The following is a 16,090-nucleotide window of genomic DNA, read 5'->3' as shown; positions in this document are numbered from 1 at the left end:
CAAGGCGGCCTCGGTGAGACGGTGGGAATCCCGGAGGGGCATCGGTCCCCGTCACTTGACGGCCCCTTGCAGCAGTGCCTTGACGAAGTTGCGCTGGAATATCAGAAAGATCACCAGCGAGGGCAGGATGATCAGCAGTGATCCGGCGCAGAGCAGCACGGTATCGGTGCCGTACTGGCCCTGGAAGGCACCGAGACCCCCGGCCACCGTGCGTTTCGTCGCGTCGTCGACGAGGACGAGCGGCAGCAGGTACTGGTTCCAGGTGGCCAGGAAGAACAGGACCGAGAGCGCGGACAGGGCCGGAGTGGCCAGCGGCAGGTGGATGCGGCGGAAAATCTGCCAGGTGCCGGCGCCGTCGATCTTCGCCGCCTCCGTGAGCGCTGTCTCGGTGCCGAGGAAGTGGGCCCGCATCCAGAAGACGCCGAACGGCATCAGCAGCCCGATGAGAGGCAGGATGATCGCTGTTCGCGTCCCCAGCAAGCCCATCCTCTGCATGTTGTAGTAGAGCGGGGTGATGAGCGCCTCGAACGGCAAGGTGAGGCCCACGATCAATAGGGCGTAGATCGCCTTTCCGCCGGGCACTCTCAGCTGGGCGAGTGCGTAGCCGGCGGCGGTGGCCATCGCCACGGTGGCCGGGACGACGCCCAACACGATCAATGCGCTGGAGCGGAAAAGGGCGAGGAAGTTGGCGGAACTCCACGCGTCGACGAAGTTGTGCCAGTGCGGGTTCGCCGGCCAGCTGAGTCCCTGCGGAGAGCTGCCCGGTGCCGCAAGGGCGGTCGTGAACATGCTGAGCAGAGGCAGGACGGCGAACAGCATCAGCGCGAGCAGGATGCCGGTACGGGTGACACGCTGCGCGGCGGATGTCCTCACTTCTTCCTCCCCAGCCGCTGGATCGGCCAGATGACGACGAGGACAAGGACCGCCAGGAACACCGCCAGCGCGGATGCCTGGCCGACCTGCTGCTGGAGGAACGTGAGCCGGTAGATCTCCACGCCGGGGACCATGGTCTGGTAACCGGGTCCTCCCTGGGTCGAGATCTGGATCACGTCGAAGCTGGCCAGGGCGGCGATCATGGTGAAGGTGGTGCAGACGACGAGTTCCTGACGCAGCCCGGGCAGCGTCACGGCGAAGAACTCGCGGAACCGCCCCGCGCCGTCCAACCGGGCGGCCTCGTACAGGGACGGGTCGATCTTGCCGATGCCGGCGAGCATCAGCACCGTGCAGAAGCCGAGCATCACCCAGACGCCGATCACGCCCACGGCCGGAAGGGCGAACGTGAAGTCACCGAGCCAGGCCCGCGTCTGCGAACCGAGGCCGAACGCCCGCAGGATCTGATTGACGAGCCCGTCCGAGGAGTACATCCACGTCCACGCGATGCCGGCCGCGACAAGCGGCAGCACCTGGGGAATGAAGAGGACCACCCGGGCGACGGTGTTGAACGGGCCTGGCTTGAGCTCCCGGATGAGCGTCGCCGCGACCAGGCCGAGTCCGACCGGCAGCACCGTGTAGAACAGGATCAGGACGAAGGCGTGTACGACGGATTGCAGGAGCTCCGCCCGGGTGACGAGCGCCTTCCAGTTGTCCAGCCCGGCCGGCGTGGCCGTGCCGATGCCGTCCCAGTGGTAGAAGGAGTACTGCACCGACTGGAACATCGGATAAAGCACGAAAACCGCATACATTCCGAACCCCGGCGCCACCCAGAGCAGTGCGCTCCACTGCCGGGCCCAGGCCGGCCGGGAACGCCGGCCCGCCTCACCGGACGCGGGACGTTCGCCGGCATCTGTCCGGCTCCGCGGAACCGACGTGGCCGAAGCCCCGCCCGCCCCGAGCGGATTGGAGATCGTCGACATTGGGCCTCCCGATAGGGACCGAACCGAATCACCAGGTGCGGTGTCAGCGCCCGAGATCGCGCTCATAGTCGTCCTGGACCTTGGCCGCGAACGCCTTCGGCGACGTCTTGCCGCTGAGCAGAAGCTGCGTCTGCGGCACCAGGGTGTTCACGTTGATCGACGCGGTGGCATCGGCCATGAACCCCACCAGCCCGTCGCTTTTCAGCAGGGCCTGGAACGCCGCGACGGTCGCGCCGACGGCCGATCCGGTCGGCGCGGTGGGCACGGCGCCATCCGCCGGCCCGGCCGGGACGAGGCCGCCCAGGGTCACCGTGTCCTGCCGGGCCTGCGGGTCGGTCTGGACGAAGTCAAGGAATGCCGCCGCGACGTCGGCATTGGGCGACTTCGTCGGAATCCCCAGTGTGGCGGCGGCGGTCATCGCCCAGGAGGAACCGCCGGCTTCGCCGGGCGGAAACAGGAAGAAGCCGAACTTGCCCGGACCGGCCTTGTCCAGTTCGGGGGCCCGCCAGTTCCCGCTGGGCAAGAAGACGGTCTTGCCCTTGATGAATTCGGCGGGCGCCTTGGTCTGGTCGATGGCGTTCACGTCGGTCGGCAGATAGCCGGCCTGCGCCCACCCGTGCAGCGTGGTGGCGGCCTTCACCGTGGCCGGCGTGTCGATGCTCGCGCCGGGCTTGGCGAAGTTCCAGTCCTGGACGCCCTGCGCGTTGCCCGCATAGGCCATCTGCAGGTTCTGCAACGGGTACATGGTGCCCCCGTCCTTGCCATTGATCATGATCGGCTGCAGCCCGGCGCCCTTGGCCTTGGCGAGGAGCTCCTCGAACTCGGCGACGGTCGCCGGTGGCCGGGACATCCCGATGCGCTGCGCGAGCGCCTTGTCGTAGTACACGCCGGTGAGGCCGAAACCCGGGCCGGCGCCGTACAGCGACCCGGTTCCGCGCTGTCTGCCATCCGCCGCGACACGAGTCGAGGCGAACTGCGATCGGGGCCAGTCGTCCCAGCCGTAGGCTTTCGCGTAGGGGTCGAGGTTCGTCAGGAGGCGGTTGTTGATCAGATTGCCGAACTGGGGGACACGGACCAGGTCGGGCACGTCGCTGCCGGCGAGGATGCGCGCGATGTTGGTGGTCAGCGCGCCGTAGTCCTGGCTGGTCACCTTGACGGTGACGTTGGCGTGCCTGGCGTGGAACCGCTTGCCGAGTGCCGTGAAGAACGGCACGTCCGTGCCGCTGGTGACGAGCAGGTTCAGCGTGACGGGCTTGGCGCCGATGTCTGTGTTCACCGGCTTCGACGGCTTGTCCGCCTCGGACGTCGCGCCCGGTGCGCACGCGGAGACGAGCAGCGCTCCGGCGGCCGTGGCGGCGGCCATCCGGACGGCCTTGCGGCAGTGGGTCAGTGATCGCACTGGAATTCCTTTGCGGGGCTAGATGGGGTCGAGGTGCCGAAAGGCGCGACGCAGGGCATCCCCTGCGACGCCGACGGCGTGGTGCGAGTCGGTCATCACGCTGAACATCTCGAAGAAGCCGTGGATCTGGCCGACGTACTCGCGCGACTCGACGGGCACGCCCTCGGCCCGCAGCCGCTTGGCGTAGTCCTCGGCCTCGCCGCGGAGAAAGTCGTGTTCGGCGGTGATGATCACCGCGGGTGCGACGCCTGCCAACGACGGTGCATGAAGCGGCGACGCGTAGGGACTGGCGCGCAGCGCCGGGTCGGGGACGTAGGCCTCCCAGATGTGCTTGAGGCGCCGGTAGGTGTTGGGACCGAAGCCCGGCTGACCGGCGAAGCGGGCGTATCGCCGCTTGAACGCGATCTTGTAGTCGGTGTCCTCCGTGCTGTCGAGCACCGGATAGACGAGCAGCTGAGCCGCCATCTCGACCCCGTCGTCGCGAGCCTTGAGGGCTGCCGCGGCCGCGAGGTTGCCGCCTGAACTGTCCCCGCCGACGGCGACACCGTCGAAGGCGCGGCGCGCCCACTCGACGGCGGTCCAGACGTCGTCGAAGGCAGCGGGAAACGGGTGCTCGGGCGCAAGCCGGTAGTCGACGGAGAGCACGGCGCAGTCGCCCTGGTTCGCCAGGGCCCGGGCGACGCCGTCCGCGGTGTCCAGGTCGCCGTGGATCCAACCACCTCCGTGGGCCCAGATGAGCACGGCACGCTCCGTACCGGTGGGCCGGTAGAGCCGGCCCCCGACTCCGTCCGCGTCGATCGCCTCGACGGACACCACGGGTTGCGGATCGCCCGTCACCGCCAGGACTCGTTCCCGCGCGTCCGTGCGCAGAGCGGCGAGGTCGGCGGCCCAGGGGTCGGGCGACGGCGCCGCCCGCGCCAGAAACCCGCGGACCTCCTCGTGCGGTTGAGGCGGCGCGCCCCCATCGCGGACATCCGGCCGCTCCTGCCCGAACTCTGCGCTCACTCGGTCCCCCATCTGCCTCGACCCAAGACTGACTGACCACTCAGTCTGTTTCCAGGAGGTTACTGAGCACTCAGTCAGTTGTCTATGCTGGATCGACCTTTCGTCAGCGCGAGGGAGAACCAGCCGTGCCCCCTTCCCCAAGGCCCAAGACTTCGTCGGCCAAGGGCATCGAGACTCGGGAGCGCATCGTCGAGGTCGCCGTGCGGTTCATCGCGCGCAACGGAGCACGGGGCACCAGCCTCAGCGACGTCGCGGCCGAAGCAGGCGTGTCGCAGGCCGGGCTGCTGTATCACTTCGGCAGCAAGGAGGCGCTGCTCAATGCCGTGCTCGATCGCTACCTGGCGTTCACCGAGCAGTGGCTGTGGGGCGACGGGCCCGATCCCGGCCTCGGAATCCTGTGGATCATCGCAAGGCACATGGCCGACTGGCCGAGCCACCCGCAGGACGACAGCGTGTACAGCCTGATCGGCCTGAACACGGTGGTGCTCGCGGAGAACGTCGGCAAGGACACCGACCTCCACCCCCGCGTGGCCGAGGGCTACCGGACGACGATCGACCGCGTCGCGGCGACCTTGCGGTCCGCCCAGAAACGGGGCGAAATGCGCGACGACGTGGACCCGCGGCTGAAAGCCATGGAGATCATCGCCTTCTGCTACGGCCTCGAGGCGGCGTGGCTCGTCAACCCGACGATTCCGGTCGCCGACGCCGCCGCCCAATGGGCGGCGCAACAGACCGCCCTCCTGACTGTGACGTGACTCGCCGGGCGTCGTTCCTTCCGCCTCGGGTGTCCGGTTGGCCCTGAGACGTCGGTGTTCGGGAAGCCGGCTGGCTGTCGTGTGGCGGGCGCTGTGGGGTGGGGCTCTGCTGGCGGAGTGGCGGCGCCTCACATGATTCGGGGCGCCGTTAACTGACGTGTCACCAGCCGCAAACGAGAGGATCAGGCTCGTTGGCCGCCTCCCGCACAGCCGTTCCAATGCCGTGGCCTCCGGTAGCAGCACCCGCCGCTCCCGCAGCCATCCGGCCGTCGCGTCGAACAACGCCTTGGGCCGTCCCCGGTCGTCCACGCCGGCGAGCAGATGTGGCCGGAGGAGGCGCCGTTCCACACTCCGGTCTTCGTCGTGACGCACGAGAAGCGCGACCCCTGGGAGCGGCCGGGCGGGACCACCTTCCACTTCGTCAACGACGGCATCGAGTCCGCGCTCGACCAGGCCCGGGAGGCCGCCGGCGATCGGGACGTCCGCATCGCGGGCGGCGGCGCGACGATCCTGGAGTACGTGAACGCCGGCCTGATCGACGAGTTCTCGATCGCGCTCTCACCCGTGCTGTTCGGCTCTGGAATCCGCCTGTTCGAGGGCGTGGACGCGGGCCGCGTGGCCCTGGAACCGGTCCGCGCGGAGCCCTCCCCGAGGGCACGCACCTGACCTACACCGTCCGGGAGCGGTAGGCGCACGGCGGACGACACACACGGTCGGATGGCCAGGAAGGAGCCGGTGGCACTGGGCCGCTCGGCGCCCTTGGGGGGCGACTCGAGGTGGAATGGCCAGGAACGGGCCTCGAGTCGGGTTACATCATGCGGAATCTCCGGGCGGCCACATTGACCGTACGCACGGGGCACTTTGCTGGATTCCGTCCGCTCTCCGCGTGAGGCCGGTCCCGCCTTCAGGAGACGATCGGGTTGTCCGGCGAATCAAGCCAGACCGCCTGCCCCTCACCCGTCACAGTCACGCCGTACCGCACAAGATCAGGCTCACCAGCCTTCTTCCATCGTTCCTCTGCGTCCTGGACGGCTTTGGGGGAGACGTGCTGTGCGCGTAGCGGCATGAACGGCGAGGGCGCGACACACCACCCTTGAGCGGTTCTTCCGTCCGCTTGGACTCTGAGTGCGGCAAGGGGCCACTCAGGATGCGCTGTGGCCGCCAGCGGGACCAGGATCAGCCCACCGGGCCGGGTCTGCTCAACCCACGCGTAGGGGATGGTGTGAGCGGAGGCCGTGGCGATGAGCCTGTCATAGGGCGCCCCAGGCAGATGGCCCTGTTCGCCGTCCCCCGTCACCACCGTCGCGGGGGAATTGACGGATTTGAGCGATATGCGGGCTCTGGACGTGGCCACGGGGTCTATCTCGACGCTGAAGACATTGCCCGGCCCGGCGATCTTGGCGAGCACGGCCGCGTTGTATCCGGTGCCGGTCCCGATTTCCAGAACCCGCATGCCCGGCTCCAGTTCCAGAAAGTCAATGAGCCGCGCCATGATGAACGGGGCGCTGCTGGAACTGGTGGACTGCATCCCCCGTCCCGTGGACGGGTCGCACATTTCCACCGGAAGTGTGGGATCCGGCCCGACCCGAGTCACGATGGGGGCGTCCGCCTCCACCTGTTCCCGCCACCGATCGGGGTCCTCGGACCGGCGTAGCGGCTCCAGCCAGCCCGCCTCGTTGCGCACGAAGATCTCATCAGGGATGAACGGCTCCCTGGGGACGGCTGCTAGAGCATCGCGTGCCTTCACTGCTCTCCCGTCCCGTTGCACATCACGCAGGGCCTCCAGACCTTGTTCCCGTCGTCGGACTCCCACTTTCCCTTCTGGCCGTTGCACGCGCCACACGGAATCTTCTTCTTGTGCTTCCCCATGCTCACAGATCCCTTTCCGTCGGCCCCCTGCTCGGAACCTTACGAACGCGCTCACGCCGTGCGGAACCGCCATGCGGACACAATGACGGACCGTGCGGGGGAGCCGAACTGCTGATCAGAGGGCGCAGCGAGCCCAGATGACCTTGCCCTCCTCGTTCAGCGGGCGGACGCCCCAGTCGTGGACGAGTTCGGTCACGAGCAGCAGCCCGCGCCCACACGTCGCCTCGTGATCCTCGGCGCGAACCACCGGCAGCCCGGCCCCCTGATCCCAGACCTCGATGACGACCAAGCCCTCCTGCCGGAAGACGCGGACGACGATGGCCCCGCCCCCCGCATGCCGATAGGCGTTGGTAACGAGTTCGGTAACCACCAGCCGGCCGACGTAGTCGTCCCCGAGCCCGAGTTCCCGGTACCGCTCCACAAGGAAGCGCCGCGCCAGCCCAGGCGCCCGATCCGTCGGCTCCAGGACGAGAGACGGCGTCTCCGGAGCAAGAGCCGCTACTGACATCGCCAGATCCCTCCCATGGATGGCGTGTGACCCTGGCCGTGGCCCCGGCGCTATACGCCGGATTCGCAGACCGGTCACCCTAAGTGCTCGAACGACCACCATCCAGTCACAGGAGTGCGTATGCTCTCAGGAGACCGCCGAAGGACTACCCGAAAGCTAACGACCACTACCGGGCTCGCTAACAAATGGAGTTGCCATGCCTGCCCTCAGCAAGATCAAGCCCGAGTTCCTGAGCTTCGGTGCGGAGGTCAGGCGCCTGCGCAAGGCCGCTGGCCTCAACCAGGAACAGCTGGCCGGCATGGTCAACGTGACCCGCAGCTACATCACCCAGATCGAGTCCGGGCGGACGCGGTGCCGCCGTGACTTCGCCCTGCGTCTGGATCGGGCGCTCAAGTCCGGCACGACCATCGTCGAAGCGTGGGACGAGCTACTAGAATCGATCAAGTCGGACAAGTACCCCAAGTTCTTCGTCAACTTCCCCAAGGCCGAGCAGTCCGCGATCATGCTCCGCGCTTTTGAGGAAAGAATTGTTTATGGATTGTTTCAGACCGAAGACTATGCGAGTGCTCTACTGAACGACGAGGAGGCGCTCAAGAACAGGATGCGGCGACAGGCAATCATCGACCGGGTGCCCGCGCCCACTATTTGCGTGGTGATGGACGAGACTGTTCTCTATCGAGAAGTCGGTGGAAAAGCGGTGATGAGGCAGCAGCTCGAGCATCTCGTGGAATTGTCGTGTCGAAGCAAGGTTGGCCTACAGATAGCTCCGATCTGTTACATCCGCAACGTCTGGGCCCCCTTCGTCATCGCTACTCAAAGTGACCAGCGTCAAGTGGTATACACTGACAACGCATATGGCGGCGAAACCACAACTGACCTTCAACATGTAGCGCTTGTGAGTGAGACTTTCGCTATGTTGCAAGCTGAAGCGTTGAACATAAAAGACACGCTTACGCTCATTCGGAAGGTGATTGACGAAAGATGGACCTGAGTAATGTCGTGTGGCGCAGGGCGGCCCGCAGCAAAGAAGACGGTTCCAACTGTGTCGAGGTGGCTTCTTCTCCGGGGGGCGTCATGATCCGTGACAGTAAGGACCCCGATGGCCCCTGGCTCGTGGTGGTCCGCGGTGATTTTCGGCGGTTTGCTGAGTGCATCAAGGGAGTGCCTTAATGCATGGACCTGAAACCAATGCTGTGTGGCGGAAAACGTCTCGCAGTAATGAGTCGGGGGATAATTGCGTCGAGCTTGCTGGTTTTCTGAACGTCGTCTCGTTCCGTGACAGCAAGGATCCCGATGGGCCCAAGATGCTGGTGAGTCGTCGAGACTTCCGGCGCTTTGCGGAGGCTCTCAAGAGCATGTGATGGGGCGTTAATCGGTGGCGGGTGGTGTGGGCTCGGCCGTAGCGTCGGAGGCTGGCCGTTGGCCCTCCGGGTGAACGAGTCCGTCATGTACCGCGACCGCGACTCGCGGGCGTGACGGCGAGCTCGTCCTGGGTGCTCGGCGGGACGGTGTCCACGGACGAGTCGTCCAGCGCATCGAAAAAACGCATACGCCCGCGATACAGCCTTCCGGCTTCAATGCGGGCATGGATCAGAGCGCATCATTGTCAGCTCCAGCCCGTCGTACGCGCAGGATCGTGCTCGTCGGTCTGGGGATCCTCGCGGCGGCGATCGCCGCGTTCGGCCTGGGCGGCCCGGTACTGAGGATCTTGTCCATGCCGCTGCGCAGGCCGGGGTGGAACGTCTGGGTCGGGACGTTCAACGGCGTGGTGCTCATCACGGTGCTCGCCCTGCCGTTGGCCGCGCTGGCGGTGTGGGCGCTGGCACGCCGCCGGAGTGCCGCCGGCGTCGCGCAGGCATGGCGGATGTCGCTGGCCGAGGTCGGCATCGTCTACGGGACGGTGCCGTGGGTATGGATGATCCTGCTGCCGGGTGACGAGGCCGGCGCCGTCGTGAGCCTGGTACCGCTGCGGGACCTGCTCACGATGGACACGTTCCAGATCGTCGGCAACCTGCTGGTGTTCGCGGCGCTGGGGTTCCTCGCCCCCCTGCGGTTCGCGGCGCTGGCGTCGGTACCGCGGATCCTGGCGCTCGCGGCGGGCTGCTCGGTCCTGGTCGAGACCGCCCAGTACGTCCTGCGGCTGGACCGGGTGTCCTCGGTGGACGACGTTCTGATCAACGCCGCCGGTGCCGGGCTGGCCGCCCTGGCATCGCGCCGCTGGTGGCGCGCCACGGCCACAGAGTTGTCGGACCGACCTCGGCCGGCCCCGGTACCTGGCCGCTGAGCCGCCCGCGGTACGCCGGTCAGCAGCCCCGAGGCGCACAGCCGGACGGCCTCGGGATCGGCGTCCCTCGTGAACGTGTCCCCAGCCACCATGTGACGATCACGGTCGCGGTTCGTGATCGTCACGAGTCGGTCGAGCCGGGCCCGTCGGCCGGCCATGACCGGGCGGGACGGTCGATCGAGCGCAGATCCGTGGGTTGCGGGGCTGCGCGGAGGCGGTTCGAGTGCGAGTTCTGCGTTCAGGCGGTGGCCTGGTCCACCGCGGTTCCTTGATGTTCGGGATTCCGTGTATCGCGGGCGTATCGAAAATCGCATACGCCACCGCAACAGTCCCCCGTCTTCAGTGGAGGCATGGGCCACCGCGCATCAACGCTCAGTTCACAGGAAGGACCGTGATCATGGACTCGGATTCCGTACGTGGTGTCGACCGGCGGAGGCTGCTCGGGTGGAGCGGGCTGGCCGCCGCCGGCGTGGTGGCGGCCGGCGCGCAGCTGGCGGACGCCCGGCCCGGCCACGCCGACCCGCCCCCGACCGGCTCCGACATCCCGCCGGACACCCGGCCCGGCGGAGCCTATGACCGGTACGTGGCGAAGTTGGCCGCCGAGGACAAGTTCTCCGGCGTGGTGCTGTTGTCGCACCGGGGCCGGACCGTGCTGTCCCGCAGCTACGGCATGGCCGACAAGGAGAAGGGGATCCGCAACCACCAGGGCGTCGCGTTCAACCTCAGCTCGGCGGGCAAGCCGTTCGGCGCGGTGGCCATCCTGCAGCTGGCGCAGCAGGGCAAGGTGAGGCTGTGGGACACGGTGGGCACCTACCTGACGGGCTTCGCCAAGGAGATCGCCGAGAAGGTGACCATCCACCACCTGCTCTCGGGCACCTCCGGGCTGAACACCCCGGAGGAGGACCTGCAACGCATCTTCCAGAGCCGGGAGGAGGTGCGCGAGTACCGCGAGCAGTGGGCCCGGCGGGCGAAGCCGGTGGCCGCCCCGGGCACTCCCACCAACCACGCCGGCGCCGAGGTCGCCATCCCCGCGCTGATCGTGGAGGCCGTGACCGGCACGACGTACTGGGACTACGTCCAGGAACACGTCTTCGGGCGCTGCGGCATGACCGGCACGGCGTTCTACACCAGGCCGCAGTGGCTCACCGACGAGCACATCGCGCACTCGTACATGCTGCAGGCCGACGGCAGCCGGGTGGACGCCGTCCGCAACCTGGACAAGGGCAGCCCGGACCCGTACCAACTCGGCAAGAACCCAGGCCGCAACTTCATCGATCCCCCCGGGGACGGCGGCTTCGCCACCGCGCCGGATCTGGTCCGGTTCGCGCACGCGCTGGGCGACGGCACGGTGCTGGACCGGCCCTACGCCGAGCTGCTCACCGGGGCCAAGATCCCCCATGCCCCCCAGGCAGGTGGCCGGGACGGCCAGGCAGCACCCGCCGACGCGACGTTCGGGACCTACACGATGCCGGTCAAGCTCGTCAACGGCCAGTGGTTGATCGGGCGCGCCGGCGTCAACCCCGGCAGCGTCGCCAGCTGGAACATCTACCCGTACACCGGTTGGGTCGGCGTCATCCTCGGCAACTACGACGGCGTGCCGTTCCAGGAGATCATCCAGCGGGAGATACAAGCCATCACCGGCCGGCCCTGACGCGCGGCCACCGCGAAGAGAAGGCCCTGCGCGTGCCGGGCACGCGCAGGGCACCCGAATGACAGTGCTTTACCGTGCCCTCAATGCGCCTGTCGCAGATTCGCCGTAGTGGCCGCGCGTCAATTCCCGGATTCGTCACCTGCCGATGTGCGGGGCCGGTGCGGGTAGTTCCACGGTGATATTGATCCCGCCGGCCGAGCGCGGGGTGAGGGTGAGTGTTCCGTCGTGCGCGTGGGTGATGGTTTGGACGATGGCCAGGCCGAGGCCGACGCCCGCGTGGTCGGTGTGGATGCGCTCGGTGCCGCGCTGGAATGGTTCGGTGAATGTCGAGACCAGCTGCGGGGTGAGCTTCTCGCCGGTGTTCTCGACAGTGAGCACCACGGTCTCGGGGCGGACGCCGGTATTCACCCGCACGGTGCCCTGTTCGGGCAGGTTGTGGACGATCGCGTTGTGCACGAGGTTCGTGGTCAGCTGCAGCAGGAGCGCGTGCGAGCCGAAGGTGGGGGTGATGTCGCCGGAGGTTTCGATGGTGACGCCACGCTTCTCGGCGAGGGGGAGGAGTGTTTCGGTGGCTTCTTCCGCGAGGAGGGACAGGTCGAGGTGTTCTCGGGTGAAGGACCGCTGGTCGGCGCGGCTGAGCAGGAGCAGTGCTTCGGTGAGGTCGATCGCTCGGGTGTTGACGGCGTGGAGGCGGTCGATGACTTCGCCGGCGTCGTGTGCCGGATCGGTGCGGGCCACGTCGAGAAGTGCCTTCGAGACCGCCAGCGGGGTGCGTAACTCGTGAGAGGCGTTGGCCGCGAATCTCCGCTGTTCGGCGACGTGCGCTTCGAGTCGTGCGAGCATCGTGTCGAAGGCGTCGGCGAGTTCGCGGAACTCGTCATCGCTGCCCTGCAGCCGGATCCGGTGGGAGAGCGATCCGGTCGCGGCCATGCGTGTGGCCTCGGTGATCCGGGTCAGCGGGGCGAGCATCCGGCCGGCGAGGAGCCACCCTCCCACGAGGCCGAACACCAGCAGGAACGCCAGTAGTGCGGCTGCCTTCGGACCGAAGACGCGCAGGAGGTTGGACCGGACGGGAAAAACACCATTGTTGGTGGCGCCGGTGGGGACGATGAGCAGACGCTCGGGGACGTAACGCAGGAGGAACAACCACACCGCCGCGAGCAGCAGGGCGCCGGCGATCATGAGGAACCCGGCATAGCTGAGGGTGAGCTTGAGGCGAACGCTCAACCCGGGCGTTCTCTCCACGGTCTCCCCCTCTGGTCGCGTGTCGATACGGTAGCCGTAGTCCGTTGCGGATGGCTTCCGCCAGATAGGGCTCGTCCTCGACGATCAACACGCGCACGCCCTCGATGCTACGAGTCGGCCCATATCGTCGGCATATCGGAAACCGCATACGTGCCGGCGACACCACGCTGCCTAGGCCTGGAGGCGGACAAGTATGCCGGCGTCGCCAACCTCAATCCCGATCTGCTCCAGGCGCTGCTCAAAGCGGCGACGGATGCCACTGACGACGGTGTTGAGTTCTACGGACTGTGCCAGATCTACAGGAACGAACCCTGGCACTACGAACTGCGCACCGATGCGATCGATCGTGGCCGGCCGCGACCCGGGATGTGGGGGTGAGGGGTGCTGATCGCTCGCGGGGGTGTTATTCGGTGGCGGTGGTGTGGGCTCGGCCGTAGCGTCGGGGCTGTCCGCTGATCGTCGGGTGAAGGAGTCCGTCATGTACCGCGACCGCGACGCCGAGGCGTCCTTTTGAGCCGATCAGCAAGCGCCGCAGGGGGTTCCCTCTAGCGAGACCCAGGTCAAGCGAGGCGACCGGACGGTCGGCGCTGGTAAGGAGCTGATCGAGAAGCTCGGGGGCAAGGACCCGTGCCCCTGCGGTTCCGGGCGGCGCTTTCAAACGCTGCTGCCGCCCCAAGGGCCGCTTCGACGGCACGATGGGCGACTACTACGTCCGGGACCGATGAACATGAGCAAGAAGCGTGAGATCCGGGACGCCCTGAGGCGCGAGGCGCGCGGGGTGCCCGCGAGTGAGGTCGCGCCGTACTACGAGAGGCTGTGCCGCTCCCTCGCCGCCGAGGGGAGGCGGGATGAGGCGCTCCTGGCGTTCACGATGGCGCGCGAGGCCGAACCGGACCCGGACATGGATCGGCTGCACGGGGTGTTCCTGGAGTTCACGCCTGTGGGGCTGGTCGCGCCTGGGACGCTGCGCGACCACGTCCGGTTGATGGCGGGTCGGCTGCGGCCTGAGGAGGCGCACGGGCGGTACCAGGAGATCCTGGACGCCTCGTTCGCGGCGGGCCGGATCCCCGACGAGCAGCTCCTCGCGTACGCGGTCCGGCTGGGCAAGGCGGCGGGGGCCGCCAAGCACGACGTGCAGGACGCCCTCGTCGCCAAGCTGCTGCGGGCCGGGCTGATGCCGGACGCCTCCCACGGGCTCTGGCACACGGCCCACGATCCGCTGGTTCGGGCTACTTGTGCCGATCCGGAGCTGCTGGACCTGCTCATCGGCGCGGAGCCCACGGGGGAGCGGCGGCCCGCTCTGGTCGGCGAGACCCGCCGTAGCTGGTTGTCGGTGCTGGCGAGCGCCAGGGCGGGCGTGCGCGTCCCGGCCACGTGGTTCTTCACGGTGGCGCGTGCGTGCGATCCGGGGATTCTGCAGACCCTCGCGGGGCAGGCCGTCGGCCTGTTCGCGGAGGTGGGGCATGGCGTCGGGGACGATCCCGCCCTGCCCTATCCGGCACGGCCCTTCCTGGTCGGGGGGAGGCCGCCGGTCTCTGACTGGTACAGGCGCGACGATGCGGTGCGGGCGGTCGCGGCGGAGCTTGAGGCCGCCGGTCCGGGGGTGCGCGAAGCCTTCAAGCCGGTGGTGGAGGAGCTCGCCGGGGGGATGCGGGCCGACGCAGGCGCGACGTTCCGGCGGTTCTACGGGGAGCCCGCGGTCTGGGACGTCCTGCGAGAGCTCGTCGGCGAGTGGCGGGCTGAGGCGGCGTCCGGGTCGGTTCCCGAGATGGCGCACGCGCTGCACCGGCTGGCCGCGCTGGCCGAGGGCGGGTTCGGCGAGGGCGTGGAGATCGCCGATCCGGTGGAGGCATTGCTGCGGACGCTGCGCGGCGGCATCCGGGCCGAGCTCGCGCACCCGATGGAGCCGACGCGGTCCCAGTCCAAGTACCCGTACCTGTGGCACAGGCGGACGGTGCTCCAGCACGGCGACTGGTTGACGGTCGACGTTCCGGGCGCCGGGGCCACGGTGTACGGGCCGGACGGCTCACGGGAGGAGAAGTCCTTCCCGTCGGGGATGCCCTGGTACGACGGCGGCTCGTCCTATGTCTCGCGGTATGAGCGGGGGCGCTGGCAGACGTACCGCGTGGTCGGGCGCGGTGGAGAGGTCCTGCTCAGCCTGGACCCGGAGACCTGTTCGCTCGTGCCGCGCAGCCCGTCGTGTTCGGAGGTCGTCTTCCCCGGGGCCGGGGCGCCGAGCCGCGTCGAGTACGCGCGCGGCGTGCTGCGCGTCACCGCCCCCGACGGGACGGTCACCGAGCGCCTCGCGTTCGAGCCGACGCAGTCGCTGTTCGGCGGGGGAGCGCTTCCTGTGCTCCCGCCCGCCTGGTGGCCGCTGATGGGCCCGGCTGATCCCGGCGGTTCCGCCGTGCTGCGCTCCCTGGACCGGGCGGGCGCGGCTCGGCTGCTGGACGCGGCGCTGGTCAACGACGCGCCCGCCCTGGCGGGGGTGTCCGATCCCCTTCTGCGGGACGGGATCGCCCACGTGGCGGACCAGGCGGCCTGGTGCGTGCGGAACGCGGTCCGGTTGCGGGACGCGCTCGGCGTCGCACAGCCGGATGAGATTCCTCGTCTCGTCCGCACCCGTCCCGGCCTGCCCGCAGGGCCGCAGGTCCGGGACGTCGCCGCGATCCGGAGGCTGGCGGGCGTGCTGGAGGAGGCCGCGGCGTCGGGCGAGCCGGGCACGCGGCGGCTCGATCGTGTCGAAGCCCTCTTCCCCGTTCCGCCCAACGACGTGGTGTGGGTCGCGTTCTGGGCACTCGGCTACCGGGCGCTGCAGGCGCTGCACGCCTGGGAACCCGACGGGCGGCCCGGACGGCTGCCGTCGAACGTCCTCGCCTGGGCGAACACGCCGTGGGGCGACGGAAGTGGGCGATGGCGGCTGCTGTCGTTGACGAAAGTGGCCGGTGACGCGCGCGGCTCCAACGGCGAGGTCTGGCGCACCCCGGACGGGGCACTGGTCGCCCTGAACCGCTATCCCCGCGGCGACGACAGGCGGCTCTACGGTGTGGAGTTCTCCCCGGACGCCGCGTTCGGCCCGCCCCCCGACATCCCGGGCCTGCGCAACGAGACCGAGGGCTTCGTCCAGGGGTGGGGCGGCGCCGACCGGATCGCCGAGGCGAACCGGCTCCTGGCCGAGCGCGGCCCGGCGCCCATGGAGCCGTCCTGGGCGCGGGAACTCGCTGAGCGGACCGGCATGCCCAGGGCCTGGGCCGCCCGTGTCTGCTACGACTTCGTCGACCTGGCCAAGGTGCCCGAGCGGTTCCGGTACCTGTTCGCGGGTGAATGGCCCGGCCGGGGCAACCGCGTCCCGCAGTGGAAGCTGCTCGCCGTCCGCGATCGGCTCGTGCCCGACGATCCGTCCGAGATCTGGGAGGGGCGCCTCGACCTCGACCGCGCCGCGGCCCTCTATCTGGAGCTGATCGCGGGAACTGACGGCCCGTCCGCGGGGTCTTAGTCGCCGGACAAGATCGCCCATCCCT

16 protein-coding genes are annotated in these 16,090 nt (G+C 68.6%); 9 read left to right on the top strand and 7 right to left on the bottom strand.

All coding sequences use genetic code 11. The features are described from left to right. Nucleotides 1-51 precede the first annotated feature (51 nt). From ACFPZN_RS15740 to ACFPZN_RS15725, 4 genes are all read right to left on the bottom strand, one after another. A complete protein-coding gene (locus ACFPZN_RS15740) occupies nt 52-873 on the bottom strand; it encodes a carbohydrate ABC transporter permease (protein ID WP_378282699.1) in 822 nt (273 codons plus the stop codon). After that, on the bottom strand, nt 870-1,667 hold the full coding sequence (locus ACFPZN_RS15735; RefSeq protein ID WP_378282698.1) for a carbohydrate ABC transporter permease: 798 nt from the start codon (nt 1,665-1,667) through the stop codon (nt 870-872). Before ACFPZN_RS15735 ends, ACFPZN_RS15740 begins: the two co-directional genes overlap by 4 nt. A 229-nt stretch (nt 1,668-1,896) precedes the next feature. Beyond that, nucleotides 1,897-3,252, bottom strand: a complete 1,356-nt coding sequence (locus tag ACFPZN_RS15730; protein WP_378282697.1) for an ABC transporter substrate-binding protein — start codon at nt 3,250-3,252, stop codon at nt 1,897-1,899. 18 nt (nt 3,253-3,270) lie between these two features. Beyond that, on the bottom strand, nt 3,271-4,089 hold the full coding sequence (locus ACFPZN_RS15725) for an alpha/beta hydrolase (protein ID WP_378282696.1): 819 nt from the start codon (nt 4,087-4,089) through the stop codon (nt 3,271-3,273). 293 nt (nt 4,090-4,382) lie between these two features. Between ACFPZN_RS15725 and ACFPZN_RS15720 the strand changes: the two genes are divergently transcribed. Further along, a complete protein-coding gene (locus ACFPZN_RS15720) occupies nt 4,383-5,012 on the top strand; it encodes a TetR/AcrR family transcriptional regulator (protein WP_378282695.1) in 630 nt (209 codons plus the stop codon). A gap of 321 nt (nt 5,013-5,333) precedes the next feature. Then, nucleotides 5,334-5,678 (top strand): dihydrofolate reductase family protein, encoded by a 345-nt coding sequence (locus ACFPZN_RS15715; protein ID WP_378282694.1) that lies wholly within the window; start codon nt 5,334-5,336, stop codon nt 5,676-5,678. A gap of 238 nt (nt 5,679-5,916) precedes the next feature. Here the strand turns inward: ACFPZN_RS15715 and ACFPZN_RS15710 are convergent, their stop codons facing one another. Continuing rightward, nucleotides 5,917-6,696, bottom strand: a complete 780-nt coding sequence (locus tag ACFPZN_RS15710) for a methyltransferase domain-containing protein (protein WP_378282693.1) — start codon at nt 6,694-6,696, stop codon at nt 5,917-5,919. Between the two features lie 300 nt (nt 6,697-6,996). Then, nucleotides 6,997-7,389: an ATP-binding protein gene (locus ACFPZN_RS15705; RefSeq protein ID WP_378282692.1), complete on the bottom strand. Its 393-nt coding sequence runs from the start codon at nt 7,387-7,389 to the stop codon at nt 6,997-6,999. A 196-nt stretch (nt 7,390-7,585) separates the two neighbouring features. Between ACFPZN_RS15705 and ACFPZN_RS15700 the strand changes: the two genes are divergently transcribed. The 5 genes from ACFPZN_RS15700 to ACFPZN_RS15680 all read left to right on the top strand — a co-directional run bounded on the left by ACFPZN_RS15700 (nt 7,586) and on the right by ACFPZN_RS15680 (nt 11,324). Next, nucleotides 7,586-8,380 carry a helix-turn-helix domain-containing protein gene (locus tag ACFPZN_RS15700; protein WP_378282691.1) on the top strand — a complete coding sequence of 265 codons (795 nt, stop codon included), beginning with the start codon at nt 7,586-7,588 and terminating at the stop codon, nt 8,378-8,380. Next, nucleotides 8,371-8,559, top strand: coding sequence for a DUF397 domain-containing protein (locus ACFPZN_RS15695; protein ID WP_378282690.1), 189 nt, complete (start codon nt 8,371-8,373; stop codon nt 8,557-8,559). The genes ACFPZN_RS15700 and ACFPZN_RS15695 overlap by 10 nt, the downstream gene beginning before the upstream one ends. After that, entirely contained in the window at nt 8,559-8,750 is a 192-nt protein-coding gene (locus ACFPZN_RS15690) for a DUF397 domain-containing protein (protein ID WP_378282689.1), read from the top strand. The genes ACFPZN_RS15695 and ACFPZN_RS15690 overlap by 1 nt, the downstream gene beginning before the upstream one ends. A gap of 275 nt (nt 8,751-9,025) precedes the next feature. Further along, complete coding sequence (locus ACFPZN_RS15685; RefSeq protein WP_378282688.1) at nt 9,026-9,673, top strand: VanZ family protein; 648 nt, start codon at nt 9,026-9,028, stop codon at nt 9,671-9,673. 397 nt (nt 9,674-10,070) lie between these two features. Beyond that, nucleotides 10,071-11,324 carry a serine hydrolase domain-containing protein gene (locus tag ACFPZN_RS15680; protein WP_378282687.1) on the top strand — a complete coding sequence of 418 codons (1,254 nt, stop codon included), beginning with the start codon at nt 10,071-10,073 and terminating at the stop codon, nt 11,322-11,324. A gap of 135 nt (nt 11,325-11,459) precedes the next feature. On the opposite strand, the gene ACFPZN_RS15675 is transcribed toward ACFPZN_RS15680, so the two are convergent. Further along, nucleotides 11,460-12,551: a sensor histidine kinase gene (locus tag ACFPZN_RS15675; protein ID WP_378282686.1), complete on the bottom strand. Its 1,092-nt coding sequence runs from the start codon at nt 12,549-12,551 to the stop codon at nt 11,460-11,462. Between the two features lie 168 nt (nt 12,552-12,719). Between ACFPZN_RS15675 and ACFPZN_RS15665 the strand changes: the two genes are divergently transcribed. Both ACFPZN_RS15665 and ACFPZN_RS15660 read left to right on the top strand, forming a co-directional pair. Continuing rightward, on the top strand, nt 12,720-12,947 hold the full coding sequence (locus ACFPZN_RS15665) for a hypothetical protein (protein WP_378282685.1): 228 nt from the start codon (nt 12,720-12,722) through the stop codon (nt 12,945-12,947). Between the two features lie 349 nt (nt 12,948-13,296). Continuing rightward, entirely contained in the window at nt 13,297-16,065 is a 2,769-nt protein-coding gene (locus tag ACFPZN_RS15660; RefSeq protein WP_378282684.1) for a hypothetical protein, read from the top strand. The last annotated feature ends 25 nt before the right edge of the window (nt 16,066-16,090 follow it).

Source organism: Actinomadura rugatobispora (assembly GCF_042656285.1).
GTDB lineage: Bacteria > Actinomycetota > Actinomycetes > Streptosporangiales > Streptosporangiaceae > Spirillospora > Spirillospora rugatobispora.
Note: the sequence above shows the minus strand (reverse complement) of the source record. Positions and strands in the feature narration are given on the sequence as shown.